Annotated in this window: 22 protein-coding genes and 2 pseudogenes; 9 read left to right on the top strand and 15 right to left on the bottom strand. The window is 48.4% G+C overall.

Translation table 11 applies throughout. The features are described from left to right. Nucleotides 1-109: 109 nt before the first annotated feature. The 15 genes and pseudogenes from WC1_RS14870 to WC1_RS14920 form a co-directional block, all read right to left on the bottom strand. Nucleotides 110-289: a hypothetical protein gene (locus tag WC1_RS14870; RefSeq protein WP_016150018.1), complete on the bottom strand. Its 180-nt coding sequence runs from the start codon at nt 287-289 to the stop codon at nt 110-112. 133 nt (nt 290-422) lie between these two features. Beyond that, complete coding sequence (locus WC1_RS14875; protein ID WP_032948076.1) at nt 423-659, bottom strand: DinI-like family protein; 237 nt, start codon at nt 657-659, stop codon at nt 423-425. Between the two features lie 180 nt (nt 660-839). Continuing rightward, on the bottom strand, nt 840-1,040 hold the full coding sequence (locus WC1_RS0122710) for a hypothetical protein (protein ID WP_050567814.1): 201 nt from the start codon (nt 1,038-1,040) through the stop codon (nt 840-842). Nucleotides 1,041-1,160: 120 nt separating this feature from the next. Next, nucleotides 1,161-1,328 carry a YdcA family protein gene (locus WC1_RS24940; RefSeq protein ID WP_223870088.1) on the bottom strand — a complete coding sequence of 56 codons (168 nt, stop codon included), beginning with the start codon at nt 1,326-1,328 and terminating at the stop codon, nt 1,161-1,163. Between the two features lie 411 nt (nt 1,329-1,739). Continuing rightward, a complete protein-coding gene (locus tag WC1_RS14880; protein WP_016150016.1) occupies nt 1,740-2,261 on the bottom strand; it encodes a hypothetical protein in 522 nt (173 codons plus the stop codon). A 349-nt stretch (nt 2,262-2,610) separates the two neighbouring features. Continuing rightward, nucleotides 2,611-3,063, bottom strand: a pseudogene (locus WC1_RS24935) (dATP/dGTP pyrophosphohydrolase domain-containing protein); the annotation flags it as partial. Between the two features lie 3 nt (nt 3,064-3,066). Continuing rightward, nucleotides 3,067-3,540: a class I SAM-dependent methyltransferase gene (locus WC1_RS14885; RefSeq protein WP_032947950.1), complete on the bottom strand. Its 474-nt coding sequence runs from the start codon at nt 3,538-3,540 to the stop codon at nt 3,067-3,069. Then, nucleotides 3,536-3,877: pseudogene (locus WC1_RS14890) on the bottom strand (hypothetical protein); the annotation flags it as partial. The pseudogene WC1_RS14890 and the gene WC1_RS14885, both read right to left, overlap by 5 nt. Next, nucleotides 3,874-4,098 (bottom strand): hypothetical protein, encoded by a 225-nt coding sequence (locus WC1_RS14895; protein ID WP_016150011.1) that lies wholly within the window; start codon nt 4,096-4,098, stop codon nt 3,874-3,876. The pseudogene WC1_RS14890 and the gene WC1_RS14895, both read right to left, overlap by 4 nt. Beyond that, nucleotides 4,095-4,757, bottom strand: a complete 663-nt coding sequence (locus WC1_RS14900; protein ID WP_016150010.1) for a DUF1627 domain-containing protein — start codon at nt 4,755-4,757, stop codon at nt 4,095-4,097. The genes WC1_RS14895 and WC1_RS14900 overlap by 4 nt, the downstream gene beginning before the upstream one ends. Before the next feature lie 13 nt (nt 4,758-4,770). Beyond that, complete coding sequence (locus WC1_RS14905; RefSeq protein WP_016150009.1) at nt 4,771-5,226, bottom strand: replication protein P; 456 nt, start codon at nt 5,224-5,226, stop codon at nt 4,771-4,773. Continuing rightward, nucleotides 5,210-6,304 carry a DnaT-like ssDNA-binding domain-containing protein gene (locus tag WC1_RS24640; RefSeq protein ID WP_016150008.1) on the bottom strand — a complete coding sequence of 365 codons (1,095 nt, stop codon included), beginning with the start codon at nt 6,302-6,304 and terminating at the stop codon, nt 5,210-5,212. Before WC1_RS24640 ends, WC1_RS14905 begins: the two co-directional genes overlap by 17 nt. Beyond that, nucleotides 6,301-6,543 (bottom strand): DUF4222 domain-containing protein, encoded by a 243-nt coding sequence (locus WC1_RS14910; RefSeq protein WP_016150007.1) that lies wholly within the window; start codon nt 6,541-6,543, stop codon nt 6,301-6,303. Before WC1_RS14910 ends, WC1_RS24640 begins: the two co-directional genes overlap by 4 nt. 12 nt (nt 6,544-6,555) lie before the next feature. Then, complete coding sequence (locus tag WC1_RS14915; RefSeq protein WP_016150006.1) at nt 6,556-7,032, bottom strand: toxin YdaT family protein; 477 nt, start codon at nt 7,030-7,032, stop codon at nt 6,556-6,558. Then, a complete protein-coding gene (locus WC1_RS14920; RefSeq protein ID WP_016150005.1) occupies nt 7,032-7,271 on the bottom strand; it encodes a Cro/CI family transcriptional regulator in 240 nt (79 codons plus the stop codon). The genes WC1_RS14915 and WC1_RS14920 overlap by 1 nt, the downstream gene beginning before the upstream one ends. An 80-nt stretch (nt 7,272-7,351) precedes the next feature. On the opposite strand from WC1_RS14920, the gene WC1_RS14925 reads away from it, so the two are divergent. The 9 genes from WC1_RS14925 to WC1_RS14960 all read left to right on the top strand — a co-directional run bounded on the left by WC1_RS14925 (nt 7,352) and on the right by WC1_RS14960 (nt 13,121). Continuing rightward, complete coding sequence (locus WC1_RS14925) at nt 7,352-7,762, top strand: helix-turn-helix domain-containing protein (RefSeq protein ID WP_016150004.1); 411 nt, start codon at nt 7,352-7,354, stop codon at nt 7,760-7,762. A gap of 238 nt (nt 7,763-8,000) precedes the next feature. Next, entirely contained in the window at nt 8,001-8,342 is a 342-nt protein-coding gene (locus WC1_RS14930; RefSeq protein ID WP_016150003.1) for a hypothetical protein, read from the top strand. A gap of 289 nt (nt 8,343-8,631) precedes the next feature. Continuing rightward, nucleotides 8,632-8,826 carry a hypothetical protein gene (locus WC1_RS14935; protein ID WP_016150002.1) on the top strand — a complete coding sequence of 65 codons (195 nt, stop codon included), beginning with the start codon at nt 8,632-8,634 and terminating at the stop codon, nt 8,824-8,826. Then, nucleotides 8,819-9,004, top strand: a complete 186-nt coding sequence (locus WC1_RS14940; RefSeq protein ID WP_016150001.1) for a hypothetical protein — start codon at nt 8,819-8,821, stop codon at nt 9,002-9,004. Before WC1_RS14935 ends, WC1_RS14940 begins: the two co-directional genes overlap by 8 nt. 333 nt (nt 9,005-9,337) lie before the next feature. Beyond that, the gene (locus WC1_RS14945; RefSeq protein WP_016150000.1) at nt 9,338-11,185 is read left to right on the top strand and encodes an exonuclease family protein; all 1,848 of its coding nucleotides are present in this window, start codon (nt 9,338-9,340) and stop codon (nt 11,183-11,185) included. Then, the gene (locus WC1_RS24840) at nt 11,182-11,484 is read left to right on the top strand and encodes a DUF7740 domain-containing protein (protein WP_016149999.1); all 303 of its coding nucleotides are present in this window, start codon (nt 11,182-11,184) and stop codon (nt 11,482-11,484) included. Before WC1_RS14945 ends, WC1_RS24840 begins: the two co-directional genes overlap by 4 nt. Further along, on the top strand, nt 11,462-11,704 hold the full coding sequence (locus tag WC1_RS23500; RefSeq protein WP_071599124.1) for a DUF4060 family protein: 243 nt from the start codon (nt 11,462-11,464) through the stop codon (nt 11,702-11,704). Before WC1_RS24840 ends, WC1_RS23500 begins: the two co-directional genes overlap by 23 nt. A gap of 60 nt (nt 11,705-11,764) precedes the next feature. Further along, nucleotides 11,765-12,028 carry a hypothetical protein gene (locus WC1_RS14955; RefSeq protein ID WP_016149998.1) on the top strand — a complete coding sequence of 88 codons (264 nt, stop codon included), beginning with the start codon at nt 11,765-11,767 and terminating at the stop codon, nt 12,026-12,028. After that, nucleotides 12,003-13,121 carry a phage integrase Arm DNA-binding domain-containing protein gene (locus tag WC1_RS14960; RefSeq protein WP_016149997.1) on the top strand — a complete coding sequence of 373 codons (1,119 nt, stop codon included), beginning with the start codon at nt 12,003-12,005 and terminating at the stop codon, nt 13,119-13,121. The genes WC1_RS14955 and WC1_RS14960 overlap by 26 nt, the downstream gene beginning before the upstream one ends. Nucleotides 13,122-13,263: the final 142 nt, after the last annotated feature.

Below are 13,263 nucleotides of genomic sequence, written 5' to 3'. Positions count from 1 at the left end.
GGACGGTGTGAATGGGGTAATTCAGTTTTATGCGCCATCGCGTTTTCCCGGTTGGCGCAGTATTACTCAGCGGGCTGTTCAGACCCGTGTTTGAGTATAACCTAACTTATCAGACATCTGAAACAGGAAGGCCGGCTTTCTTTCTTGCTTCTTCCAGAGCACGCAACGACGTCACAAATTCATCTTTGCGCAGCGCGAATCCCCTTTCGGCCCTGCCCTTTACGATATAAATCAGAACCGGGCCAGTGTGCTCCGGCAGTCCGGGAATTAAATCATCCGGAATTTGCATGAGATGCCCCTTGCGGTGATATCCACACCGTTAAGTCAACGGAAATTGCTTCTTAGCAGTAGCGCGGCGCGCAACGAGAAATTTAGCAATCAGGCGTAACAAATGGCGGCCAAGGACGCCAACCAGGGGGGGATCAATTGAAAAACCATTCATCCGCACTTTCCCACGTTTCCTGCAGGATTTCTTCAATACGTTTTTTATCGCTCTTTTCGCCTCCGATGACACTTAATCCATCAGAGCCGGTTCGACGTATCGTTAATTTACATCCTGAATAGTCCTGGCTGATTCGGCGCAAAAGTTCCTTTTCAAGCGCTGGCACAGCTCCTTTCGGAAGTTCCTTAGTGCGATCAATTGTAATTTCAACCTTCATGATTCCCTCCGCCTCGATATACTGTACATTCATACAGTATACCTATTGAACCTCATATTCAAGTGGTTAATAGCACTTTTCGCCAAAGCCATGCCGTTGTATACACTAAGTTTTTCCAACTATTCGGAATTAACTAAATCAGATTGGTGAAACTCTTTAGACAAGAAAAAACCCGCCGCATCATGCTGGTTCAGTCCCTGTAGAACTTGCTTCATAATGCGATGGGCGATCTTGCCAGACAGTCCAGGCTACAGCAGCCTCCCATGATATATATCCATTACCGCCATTTTTCGCCCTGCGGAGATCAACTGCATCACCAAACCTTTCAATGATGAATTTTTCAAATTCTATACGTTTTTCTTCGTCGTTCGTTGAATCCATGCATTCCCCAGTTGCGTCCGACTAATCGCTCTTATTGCATAAAAAATAGCATATCCAATAGAGAGTAAAAAACCCGCCGTAGCGGGTTTGATTTTGATCGCGAGAGCCATTTATCGGCAACTATTTCTGACAAACCTTCTTAGACTTGCTGATAGTCCCATCATTACAAACAAACTTTTCACCCGAGCAATGCGATATTCCACCTTTCTTACCTGAGCATGGTTTGTTTGCTGCCGTTGCTGTCAGTGAGAAAAGTGACACCAATAAAACAACAAGAATTTTCTTCATATCCCTATCTCCATCAGTAAAAGATAGAGAATCGTAGCAGGGATTGATGAAGCAAAAAAGAAAACCCGCCGGAGCGGGTTTGTATTTTAATGTTTAGTCCTTACAGGAAAAGACCAACATTTATAACCGTAAGCATGAGCATCCAAGACTCGACGCTCAGAATCCGGAGTTCCTGCTTTCGCACGAGCTTTGCGGAAACGACACTTAACCCAGCGATATCCGGCTGGTAACGGTTTAGTCTCAATGTCTTTCAGAGCCATATATATATCTCGCCTCAGGTGAGCACTTCCCTGAAACTTGAAAAAAATATGGGGATCCGCTACTGTACTGTTGTCTACGCAGTACTGATTGCGGGTGCTCTAACATCCCCAATCCGGGCTCTTCCTTTGGCGAGGAAGGGCCCAAATTCTTCTATGAACGTACATATGCTTTCAGAATTGACAGGATACGTTCTGCTTCCTCTGCAGTTAGATCCGTCGGCAGTCCCTGAACAGTAATCATCGTTCCTGTCTCAGGTCGAACCACAATCGGCAAATTGAAAACTTGTGTTTTTTCTCGCTGAGTATGTTTCGCCTTCTCAATTTTTTTCTCAACAGCGTCAAAGCCATCAAGATTTCCATCAGTGTCCGACAGGTTAACAATAGTCCCCACTCGCACATACTCCTCAAATTTGCTTACAGCACTTTTAAATCTACTTTGGTAGCTTTGTATGCTTGAGTCACCCGGTCTTGATGGCTGGCTAGCAACATATTTACTAATCAGTTCTTCAACATCTATATTGCGTACGTCATCTTCACTGCTTATATCCACAACTGATAACAGAAGCAGCGCTGAGTTCTTCAAATTACGAGCTGTTGCTTCATTGATGAGTCCCAATGAAGGCAGTTCATAGAGGAAATTGAAGAAAGCTTGAGTTGAATAGTCGTGAGTCATAGTTGAATCTCAATTAACTTCATTGCTGATAGTCTAGAATCAAAGGAATGAACGATCAATCGTTTTTTAATCGATCGCTCAATCCTTTTGAAAAAAGGCAAATCACAGCCGCTGAAAAGATCAATCAAAACCGTCTTCAATCATCAACAAACTTAATATAGTGACTAACTATCAATAGCATACAAAGATCATTGAATTTCACACTGATTTACTCAAAGTGGTATAAACTGTATTGAAATTCAGTACTGTGTATTTCACCAACCTCCACCAGCAGCAGGTTTTCCAGTTCAACGATCCGCTTAATAGCGTATTCCAGTTGAGGTTCCATCACTTCTCCTCTCTGATGCTGTTCAGTTTTGATGTGCAGGCGCGGCTCACCATCTTTCAGCTCAGGCCATTCGCGCTGCTTGTTTACCGCCAGCTTTTCTACCATCGCCAGGGTAATCCGCTCGTCACTGATACCGGCGCGACGTTGCGCATCTCATAACAGAAATTTCATGTCAGCCCATTCGCTAAGGTCGCCTGGTTCAGAAGTCGCCTCGAGAGCCTCTTTGGAAAGGTGCTTCAGCGGACCAACTGGACCAACATCGCCGAAAGTAGCCTGTGGCCATGCTGCATGTTCACGGCGTACTTGCTCACGGGCTATCGACTCCAGAACCCCATTAATCACCTTCACTGCATCAGCCATTGCGTAGCCGAGATTGCCGCCGTCGCTTTGTGCTGCTGCTTTGCTGAGTATTTCGCGTATCTGGTGCAGGCGATCGAGTGATACAGGACCGTGCACCGGGTGGTTAGTTGTCATGAGTTAGTCCTTCACAAAAATAATCCAGTGGGTTTTGTCGTTCTTCCCAGTACGCTGGCCAATTGCAGGTTTCACATCTGTAAGCGTCAGAATCTGGCTTACCGGGATCTGCGTTTCGTTCCATTTGAATATGAGAACGCCATGTGGCCGCAACACGCGGAAGGCCTCTTTGAATCCGACACGTAAATCAGAACGCCACGTTTTTTTGTTCAGTCGCCCGTATTTTTTACCCATCCAGGCAGACTGTCCTACGCGCTCGAGGTGCGGTGGGTCAAACACCACAACTGGAAAAGAAGAATCAGCGAACGGCAGTGAACGAAAGTCGGCAATCAGGTCAGGACTGATAACCAAGCGGCGACCGTCGCACAGATTGTGTTCTTCGGCGCGAATATCATTGAATACGGCGCGAGTGTCCTGCTTGTTGAACCAGAACATGCGGGAGCCACAGCACATATCGAGAATGGAATGCTCTGTCATTCCAGGCCTCCAGCTCGTTCTGGATTTCCTCGTCGATCTCGTCATTGGTGGCGTCTTCGTTCAGATAGTCGCGCGCCTCTTTGAGATACTGTTCTCGGCGTTCGTGGTACCAGGCAGAGAACTCCGGTGACCAGCCGCGACCATTACCTTGAAAATCAACCAGAGCGTTATCCTCAGTCATACGCTCAACCATGCAGTCGGCAGTTGTCAGGGCGCATTCCCGGATGTAACCGCGAAGGTGGTGTTTGCGCCACCAAGGACTTACTTTCGAATCGCAACGTCCTTTGAACTCAATTTCCCAGCGGCGGAAGCAGCGTGCGTTAAGTGATTTGCTCATTTCGATGCTCCCTGATTAGCTTTTTCGACCAGTTCAATCCACTGTGGTGCCAGCTTTTTCTCTGCCTGCGCGCGGCTACCTGCAGGACCGTTCAAATTCACGCGGTAATGGTCATACGGGCATTTCAATCCGCCCCATACCCACCCCATATGGTTTGGCTTCAGTGCGTATTCAGGCATGTTCCCGCACTCCGGACAGCGTGGTAATTCGCTCTGTTTCATCGCGCCAGCTCCTGCACCAGCGCGCCATGCTTGCGGATGCTGCGAACGGCATCACGAAGATTTTCCAGGTTGGCCAACTTCGCTTTTGTGCGGCGAATTTCATTTGAGATGCCGCGCACCGTAGGGATCAGCAGATCATCAGGACGGCTGACGAAAACGGGGATTTCCTCAACAATTTCTGTAACAGATTTTTCTGGTACCGGTGGAATTGATGTCTCCGGTTCCCGTGGTGCGGAGCTTTTGTTTTTCACTGATGCAGTGGCCGGCACCGAATAAACAAACTTGCTGCCCACTTTTTCGCGGATAATCCGCCCTTTTGTCATATGGTGGGTCAGCATTGGCGCCACACGTTTTGACTCAATACCTGCCAGTGTTGCCAGCTCAAGGGATGTCTGTGGTCCATGTTTCGCCAGTAATGCGATGACGTCGCTGACTGATACACTTGCCGGCACTTTGCTGACAGAATTAATCACTTCAGGCTGTGATTTAACTTCCCCGGTGGCAACTTTCCAGTACCCGTTAGCCTGCGCAACCTCGTTACGTTCTTCGTGCTCACGCAGCATCCCGATCACCGCCGCAGGCTCAATTTTCATGCGCGCCGCAATTTCACGGGCAGTCGCTTTTTCCATCGCTTTCAGTACGTCTAAAATGGTTTCCATAAAATTCTCCAGATTAAATTAAGCCAGCCGCTTTACGGCGTTTGTATTCTTCAAGCAGCTGCTGCGCGGGTGTCGGTCCTGCCGGACGGCGCGGCGCCGCAATCTGTTTTCTTACCGGAGGGATCGGTTTGCCATCCTCTAGGTGTTTTTCCCACTTCGCCAGTTGGTCCGCTGCCAGCCTCTCCAGCTCGGGTTGAGTCATTTGTCGCTCAACACCTGTTCGGCGAAGTTCAGTGCAAATCTGGTACAGGACCGGATTGCATTCGCGGTCAATGAAATATTCCTCTGTGCTGGCATAACGGTAAGATTCGTTGCGCCAGTTCCTGTATTCCGCCATAACGTCCGAAACCTTCAGTCCAAGCTTGCCGCCGTCACAGTCAGCCACCAGCGTCACGAACTCGGCCAGGTCAGGTGGCCATGAATTACCCGCCGCACAGCGAGCAACCATCGCGTTACAGACGCTCGTCATCCGGTCTCTGGTCAAATTCCCAATCTGAGCAATCCATAGGCCCGACGGAGCCGATCCGTTTTTGGTTTCCCACCGGCTGGAGTAAATATCCAGCATGAGAACCCAGAACTTCCACGCCTTCTCCTCGAGCGCGGAGTTGTGCAGCGCGTGCTGCGCGTGCTCGCTGTACAGCTGCGTTTGCTGTGGAGTTTGGATCCAGTCCTGCATGTGAGTTACCTCGCGGTTTAGTTGGTTTGGCCTGTTGCAGGTGGCGGGCAAATTTCTGCTCCCACTGCGACTGGTAAAAAACTTTGCTCTCTGGCTGCCAGTAGGCAATGAAGCTGTTCAGCTCGGCTCTGAGGTTCAGTCCATCCGGGATCGTTATGCCCCAGAATCCAACACGCTGGCGAAAGTCAGCCGACGGTTTCCAGTCAATGGTCATTGGGACCTTCCCAAATGACTCTCCGGCGGGAAAATTCATACCAGGTTGCCCAGGATATTCAGGAACCGGGTTGTTATTAACTAGTTCGACCTCTTCCCCTCGCGTGTTATGTGTGGGGTTTAATGACGGATCAGGTTTTAATGACGGATCGGGGTCAATTATTGGGGGGGTTAAATTGCTGTTTTCACCAATTTTTGACCCCTCAATTTTTGACGGGTCAAAATCTGCCCCCTTATTCTCTTCTTTTAAGGGGTCATTATTTGACGGGTCAAAAATTGACTCCTTATCTTCCCGTCCAGCTGGCAGACAACGGGAACCTTTCTTTTTGGCTCTCTCTTCCCGTATTTTTCTACGCCCCTCTGCCGCCGCTTCTTCGAGTTTTGCGATATCAATCTGATAAACATTTGTCAGATTTCTGCCACCCAGCTTGCGCTCTGTTTTTTTAATCCAGCCGCCCTTAATAAGCTCAGCTAACGCGGTTTTTATTGTCGTATCGCTTTTAGCACCGATCTCAATCCTGAGCGTCTCAATCGCTGGCCACGATACGCCGTCAGCATTGCTGTAATCAGCCAAGCGTGCCATAAGCGCAACGCGGGAAATTCCCAATCCAGCAGGAGCGCATCCCTCCCATACAAGACCGTGTAATTTGCTGCTCACGACTGCACCTTTCTAAATTTCAAATCAAACTCTCTGCGGCTGGTCTCGCAGATGTCCTGATAACCTTCGTATCGGTACATGACCCGAAGATGAGAAACTCTCATTACCGTCACCATGCGTCCGCGTTCGTTGCGGTATTTCATCCCCGGAATCAGTTCAGCGCTGCGATCGACTGTCTCCGTCGGTAATCTGTGCTTCATCGCATTCTTCATGCGGTCTACTAATTCCTGGGCAAGCATGGGAGCCTCCTGTTACGCCGCGCGCGGACCAATATGGTTAAACTGGATGGTGACGCCGGGAACGAGATCGGCCAGGGCCTGAATTGCCTCTGCAGTTTCTTTGCGGATTACCTGCATGGGCTTACCAGTCAGCACCGCGCTGGTCGCCTCGATACACTCGCGGTTAGCAATGGCCACCAGGTTATGTAAGTCATGCTGACCTGCCAGCTCTGCATCCATCGCAGCTCTGATTGCTGGCGCCAGCGCAGCTGCCTGGCCACGATAATTCGGCGTGTCATTTCGAAATGCCCGCTGGATGATCTGCGTGTTGTTGTGCAGGCGGCGCGCATACTCTGACGGGTCCACGATATCCGCCAGACTTTCCAGCAAATCACCGTAGTGATGCGAGGTAATCAGTGGGACAATCTTTTTCCAACCCCCTTTCCTGCCATCCTTCATCGCCCACTCTTCAAGCTCGATAGCCAGCAATTTAATCTCGTTGATTTTCATCAATCAGATTCCTTCTTGGTTGTGCAGGTATTCTGTTTTCCAAGGCGTTTGGCCTGGCGGTAACGGTCATAAACGTCTTTGTTGTAGATGAGTACGCCACCCGAGGCTTCCTCCAGGCGGCGGGCCCGACCTTCGGGAACAAGAGTTCCCCATTTGTAAAGAGACTGAAGTTCAACACCGGCGGCTTTCGCGAGTTTTGTTTTGGTGTCAAAAAAAGCAAGTGCTTCACATGTGAGCATATGACCTCCATCTTGTTAGGTATATCTAACACTAGCTTGCGCGGGATATCTAAGTCAATAAAATTTAGAATTGTCTAACTATGAAAAATTTAAACAGCCTTGGACAAAGAGCTCTTGCCAGACGTAAAGAGCTCAAGCTGACTCAGCGTGAGGCAGCCAAACTTGCTGGTGTTGCGCACGTGACCATTTCGCAATGGGAGCGTGATGAAACGCAACCTGTCGGCACTCGTCTGTTTTCGCTCGCAAAAGCCCTATCATGTACACCGACTTGGCTGTTGTTTGGAGATGAACAGCAAAATCCTGTCCCTGCCAATGAATTACCATCCACCACTCAGTTGACTGACAAGCATCGGGAGTTGATAGATCTCTTTGATTCTTTGCCTGAATCAGAGCAAGAAGCCCAGCTTCAGGAAATGCGAGCGAGAGTGCAGAACTTTAATAAATTGTTCGAAGAGCTTCTCCAAGCCAGACAACGCCAAACCAAAAAATAATTTACTATTTATCAGTAAGTTAATTTAAATTCGCTCATTTTGTTAGTTTTATCTAACAAAATATCTTGCCTATTCCGTTAGACATATCTAATCTAAATCACATCAAGTAACCACACGCAGTGATTACTCAGAATCAAAATGTTCCGCTTACCCTGGCGATACAGGGGAAAACCAAGCAGTCGCCAGTAGCGAAAGAATGACTAGAGAATTAGTAGAGTTGTAATGACGGGAGGTATACGTGACAGATAAAAACATGGCGTCACTACTGCTAAATGTTGACGCCAGCGAGGTACTTATTCAGACCGGGGAATTACTGAAGTTACTTGAACTTCCAGCCAGTTCCTTTGAGGGAATTTCTGAACATGTCGTCGAGCTGTTTTTTAACCGTGTCCGTGGCCTGATTGACAACATCGTCTTTAGTGATTTCGCGACCACAGTCAGCACAACTGACACCGGTGAAGTTTGTCTCAAAGTCAAAATCATCGGGCTGATTGAACATCTCACTTCCACAGTCAGGGCACACGGTACGCATGGTTTGCATGAATATATCCTTTCTACTGTTGAGGAGATTAAAGATTAACCGAATCCTGACTGTTGGGGAATAGCAGGATCCACCGCGCCTGATGTGGTTAAAAGCAGGCCAAAGCAATAACAAGTAGAACCCGTTCTGGCGGCCCGGTGTTTTCCCGTATGTATCCGGCCACCGCCAGCTTTTTCAGGGAACAACATGCAAGCGCACTCCTTCACTTACCAGTTGGGCGACAGGTATGAAACAGGCGGAGTGCGCTTGCAGATGTGATTAATTGCTGTGTGTGCCGCGTGGTCTTTGCCCATCTTCCACGATGGGCACCTTTTTTACCGGAGGGTTTATGAAAAATTCACAGCCAGTTATACCGGACGGGGATCCTGATGTGGAAAGCTCAGTTAATAATTTTATATACCAGTTAAGCGTTCCTGCTTTTCGCGACCGCCTTACAGCTGAACTCGAGGCACTGTACGAACAACAGAAGGAAGCTCTCGATCACACAGAATCTTTACTCAGGATGGTGCGTGCCAATGGTTAAATTTACCAGCGAAGATATTGCCCAACGTACAGCTGAAGCTGAATATAAAAAAGCTGTGGCTGATATAACCGGCGTTCAAAAATATAAATATGAGGCGGTGCTTGATATGTGCTTCATAAAAGTAATGACCAAAATAGTTAACGACCAGAGGGTTAATATTAGCGAATTTTTACGCTGAACTTTTATTTACCCCCTTTGATAACTTCAAACAATTAAGAGAGTTTTTATTTATGCCTTAACTGGCAGGGCTAACTATATCCATCAATGATGGCCCTGTCATAACCAGCCATGCAGGGAGGGAAAGTGACGCTTGAGTGCTGTCCGTATTGCAAAAAATGGAGTTCTGATGACTCCATGTATAAATCAACTAAAAGAATGAACAAGAGAGTGGTCACTGCTTATTTCTGTAGCCTTGAGCATGCTATCTCCTACAAACAAATTCATGAACCACGGCGCTGTAATTTAAGCAGAAGCAATGCACACCATTCACATAAATATTATTGAGGTTATTATGACAATTGAATTAAAAAAATTTGGCGGGAGATTCGAACCGAAAAAAAGCGCGCTTGAAAAAGATAGTGCGCTTCCGGTTTATGTTGCTTTTAAACAATCTAAAAATAAAACAATAGCAAAAACATTACTGCATGCGGATTTTATACAGTTCGCACCAGATTATGCTGATGATTATTTTGCTCCCAAGGTATGGGAAGTAGAGGAAGGAATGTTCTGCACTGTTGAAGGGCAGTTCTACACCGACCTCTTCACTGGTGAAATTGTCTGGAATGCTGAGAAAGGAGAACCAGGGCGCGTCATAGTTGAGCCAGAGCTTGCAGGCAATAATGAACAACTTCATATTGCCGCGCCAGAAGAAAAAATGAAGGCAGTGAAAGAGCTGGATGTGCTGGCCCGCGCATACTGCCTCGCGGTATTTGGTGCCATTAATGAAATCACCCCTTCTCAGTATGGCCAGTTAATCGACATGCTGAATGATGATGAATTTAACTCTTTACGTGAACAAGCGGAGGCTATCGCCAAACAGCCCCGCGTTCTTGCCCTGCTTCCTGAGAAACAGACCGAATGCCTGGCCTGGGTGCGTCACAAGGCGCGCGGCAATGCGAAATGGTCAGACTATAAGAACCTGTTTACCAAATGGCTGGACACACCAGCGGATAAACGTGAGCCAGTAAAACTCAAAGCTGGCGAACCTGAAACCGGAGACGAAACACACACCGAATCTGGCTGCACACTCGGCGGCGGTAACCCAACCGATCGCGTTCTTCCTCATACACTGGCAACCCTGCGCCGTGAGGTCTGCATTGGTATTCTGGGTATTGCTATGGATTTCGACATCTACGAACTGCCACATGCTGTTCATGAGCGCGCTAAAAAAATGGAAGAAACTGGCACCGATGAGCGTTTTACCGCGTGGTGGAAACAGTTACGCCGCACGCCCGGTATTCTGGATTTTTCCCGCGCAGCAATTATTGCCCTAATTAAATCCTCTCCGGAGGAGATTTACCGCGACCCTGTCAAACTGCGCGAGTACATCAATAAAAACCTGATTGAGTCAAATCACGCCAATCCGGATCCTCTGATTGTTGATATCGCCTGCGGCCGTACATCCGCCCCGCTGCCACAAAAAAATAATGAGGTGGTCCTCAATGATCAAACCGAACAGACTTTACAGGACAAAACTGAATTACCAGCAGTCTGCCCGGCTCGCGCTGCGGAACTCGACAGAGAGCTGGAGGCGGCATTTGCCAATAGCGCCTCAAATGAAGGCGGAAAAACGGAAGTGACCGAGCAGGAAGACGATCGGTTGCCGATGGATGCCCGCGAAATTGAGATTGCTCACGCGCTGAACGACCTGCTTTCCGGACGTACTGACATTATGGGTAAAGAAGAAGCGGAAGGCGTAGTTACCTGCACCGGCCACCTCATCGCTGAAGTAACCCCGCTGCTGATCATAGATATCGCCACCACTGAATTTTGTCTGTCGCCCAATTTTAGCGATGAAGAAATTCACGATGTTGCAACGACAATTCTTGATGGCTGGACTGATGATGCCGCTGTGCGCCAGAAAATCGCCCTCGATGCGATCGTGGAATATCGCCGCCCGGAACCACCAAAAGCGGTGGTGATCGATCCGCCCGTTGTTACCGTTAAGTCGAAAAAGGAACCCGAACCAACTCCAGTATCAAATCCCGAACCGATAACCCTCACTTACCGCCAGCAGTTGACGCTCGCAGCTCTGCAGGGGATGTGTGCAAACCCGGCATACCGAGGCGATTTTGATGAATTGCCACACATGGCTGCAGCGCTTGCCGCCGGTGTGATAAGCGCGGAGGAAGGCCAGTGAGCATAGCCAAAGAATCAATCGCCGTTAGCCGATTCAGTGAGTTTCCGGACACGCTTGTTACTCTCGAGTTATGTCGCGTTTTTGCCCAGAGAGAAAAACGCCGCGTCGGAGAATCATTGCGGGCGTGTGCCCGCATATTGCAGAAAAAGGTTCAACATGAACGCTTGCGCGAAACTCTGGAAACGATGAGCAAAAGCCAGTTCCCAGAAACACAAATAGCCCGCATCCGCGATTGTATCCGCAGGATGGAAACGGTCCTTGATCGGAGTATGCCGCGTGCGCCTAATAAATCGAAGTAAAAAAGATCCTGTATTCGGACAAGCATGTTCAACTGCCTTAAAGGCGCATGTTGAAAAGTTTGGTGAACATGGCAAGCAATACACTCAGACCATGTACACAGTACTTATTAACGGAAAAAAAGTAACTGTCGAGGTTATCACCCGCCGACGCAGTTATGTAGCAACTGCAATGACCGGTGTTCGACACCTGCGAAGGCTTCCCGGCATTACTGATTTTTGATAATCAACCTGCGCCAGCTGTTGCGCGTATCGTAATAGCTGGCTATCGCGAGTGATGGCTATGAGTGAACAATTTCTGATACCGCTGACGGAATGGAAAACCGGTCGCTTTGGTTTTTCTATAACGAATACCACTCTGGTGAAGTACGGCAAGCTGGGATACATAAACCCAAAGCCTGAAAAAATTTGCGGTCGCTGGTGCGTTGATCGCAATGCCGTGTATGTCGGCCCAGGTGCTGTCGGCGTGGCGCCAGAAATTCACGATGACGATGATGATGCGTTAAAGGAGATACTGGACCATGTCGCCAAGGCCACGAAAAAATAGCATATCGATTCCCGGGCTTTACGCCAGATTTGACCGTCGCACTGATAAGACTTACTACCAGTATAAAAATCCAGTAACCGGAAAATTCCACGGGCTTGGTACCGATAAAATCAAAGCAGAAAAGATAGCGTCCACTGCCAATCAGCGACTTGCAGCAGCTGAGGCTGATTATTTCCTGAAGAAAATAGATGAAAGACCATCATCAAATAGGGCTCGTGGAATTAGTTTAAAGGCGTGGATTGTTCGCTATGAAAAAGTACAGCATACCCGTGTAGATAACGGTGATTTGTCAGAAACCCGACTCAAAGAAAAAATGAGAATGGCTAATCTTTTGGTTGGCCGACTTGGCAATCATCCGTTGCGTAGTCTGGAAGTCAGGGATTTCTCCCTGATACTTGAAGAATGGCTGGATAAGGGACAGACCAGCACTGCCTTAAATAACCGCGTGGTATGGGTTGATATTTATCGCGAAGCGCAACATGCAGGCGAAGTTCCACCTGGCTGGAATCCTCCGGAGGCGACACGCAAACCTGTACCGAAAGTATCCCGCGCTCGGCTTAGCATCGAGGACTGGAGAGCCATATTCAATGCTACTCCTGAAGGGCATTACAACAGAAACGCCATGCTTCTCGCCCTGGTTACCGGTCAGCGAAGAGAGGATATTGTCAGAATGAAATTCTCCGACGTGTGGGGCGGTCATTTGCATGTTATTCAGGGTAAAACTGATATGCGCCTGGCGCTACCCCTGTCACTTCATTGCGATGCCGTGGGCATGACACTCAAAGAGGTCATTGCCGGTTGTCGCGACAGGATTGTTAGCCCCTACCTGGTTCACAGCCGGCTGCAGAAAAAAGGCCAGCCAATGAGCAAAGACAACCTGTCAGATTATTTTGCGGATGCCCGGGTTTTGGCAGGAGTTAAGCCACCAGCCGGGAAAACGCCAACAACATTCCACGAACAGCGCTCGCTGGCGGAACGCCTGTACCGCGCGCAAGGGATCGACACTAAAACGCTGCTGGGCCATAAAGTGCAGGCAACAACAGATCGCTATAACGACACTCGCGGCCAGGAATGGGTAAAGCTGGTCATTTAAATGGGCTTTTTTTCCCGATCACCCGGAAAATTGTTGTAAAATTCGCGGCCTTAGTGATGGCCGTGTATTTTTTGGCTGTCTGTTTTGGTGGGAAGTTTTGGAGAGATTTTGGAGAATAGAAAAAGTTGATTATTTTCAATGC

Source organism: Citrobacter sp. KTE30 (assembly GCF_000398825.1).
GTDB classification, from domain to species: Bacteria; Pseudomonadota; Gammaproteobacteria; order Enterobacterales; family Enterobacteriaceae; genus Citrobacter; species Citrobacter freundii.
This window is presented reverse-complemented; position numbering and strand designations above follow the sequence as displayed.

Excerpts from the sequence above, each read along its gene's own strand:
- WC1_RS14870 (WP_016150018.1), bottom strand. The coding sequence starts at position 289 with ATGCAAATTCCGGATGATTTAATTCCCGGACTGCCGGAGCACACTGGC.
- WC1_RS14875 (WP_032948076.1), bottom strand. The coding sequence starts at position 659 with ATGAAGGTTGAAATTACAATTGATCGCACTAAGGAACTTCCGAAAGGA.
- WC1_RS0122710 (WP_050567814.1), bottom strand. The coding sequence starts at position 1,040 with ATGGATTCAACGAACGACGAAGAAAAACGTATAGAATTTGAAAAATTC.
- WC1_RS24940 (WP_223870088.1), bottom strand. The coding sequence starts at position 1,328 with ATGAAGAAAATTCTTGTTGTTTTATTGGTGTCACTTTTCTCACTGACA.
- WC1_RS14880 (WP_016150016.1), bottom strand. The coding sequence starts at position 2,261 with ATGACTCACGACTATTCAACTCAAGCTTTCTTCAATTTCCTCTATGAA.
- WC1_RS14885 (WP_032947950.1), bottom strand. The coding sequence starts at position 3,540 with ATGACAGAGCATTCCATTCTCGATATGTGCTGTGGCTCCCGCATGTTC.
- WC1_RS14895 (WP_016150011.1), bottom strand. The coding sequence starts at position 4,098 with ATGAAACAGAGCGAATTACCACGCTGTCCGGAGTGCGGGAACATGCCT.
- WC1_RS14900 (WP_016150010.1), bottom strand. The coding sequence starts at position 4,757 with ATGGAAACCATTTTAGACGTACTGAAAGCGATGGAAAAAGCGACTGCC.
- WC1_RS14905 (WP_016150009.1), bottom strand. The coding sequence starts at position 5,226 with ATGACGAGCGTCTGTAACGCGATGGTTGCTCGCTGTGCGGCGGGTAAT.
- WC1_RS14910 (WP_016150007.1), bottom strand. The coding sequence starts at position 6,543 with ATGCTTGCCCAGGAATTAGTAGACCGCATGAAGAATGCGATGAAGCAC.
- WC1_RS14915 (WP_016150006.1), bottom strand. The coding sequence starts at position 7,032 with ATGAAAATCAACGAGATTAAATTGCTGGCTATCGAGCTTGAAGAGTGG.
- WC1_RS14920 (WP_016150005.1), bottom strand. The coding sequence starts at position 7,271 with ATGCTCACATGTGAAGCACTTGCTTTTTTTGACACCAAAACAAAACTC.
- WC1_RS14925 (WP_016150004.1), top strand. The coding sequence starts at position 7,352 with ATGAAAAATTTAAACAGCCTTGGACAAAGAGCTCTTGCCAGACGTAAA.
- WC1_RS14935 (WP_016150002.1), top strand. The coding sequence starts at position 8,632 with ATGAAAAATTCACAGCCAGTTATACCGGACGGGGATCCTGATGTGGAA.
- WC1_RS14940 (WP_016150001.1), top strand. The coding sequence starts at position 8,819 with ATGGTTAAATTTACCAGCGAAGATATTGCCCAACGTACAGCTGAAGCT.
- WC1_RS14945 (WP_016150000.1), top strand. The coding sequence starts at position 9,338 with ATGACAATTGAATTAAAAAAATTTGGCGGGAGATTCGAACCGAAAAAA.
- WC1_RS14955 (WP_016149998.1), top strand. The coding sequence starts at position 11,765 with ATGAGTGAACAATTTCTGATACCGCTGACGGAATGGAAAACCGGTCGC.
- WC1_RS14960 (WP_016149997.1), top strand. The coding sequence starts at position 12,003 with ATGTCGCCAAGGCCACGAAAAAATAGCATATCGATTCCCGGGCTTTAC.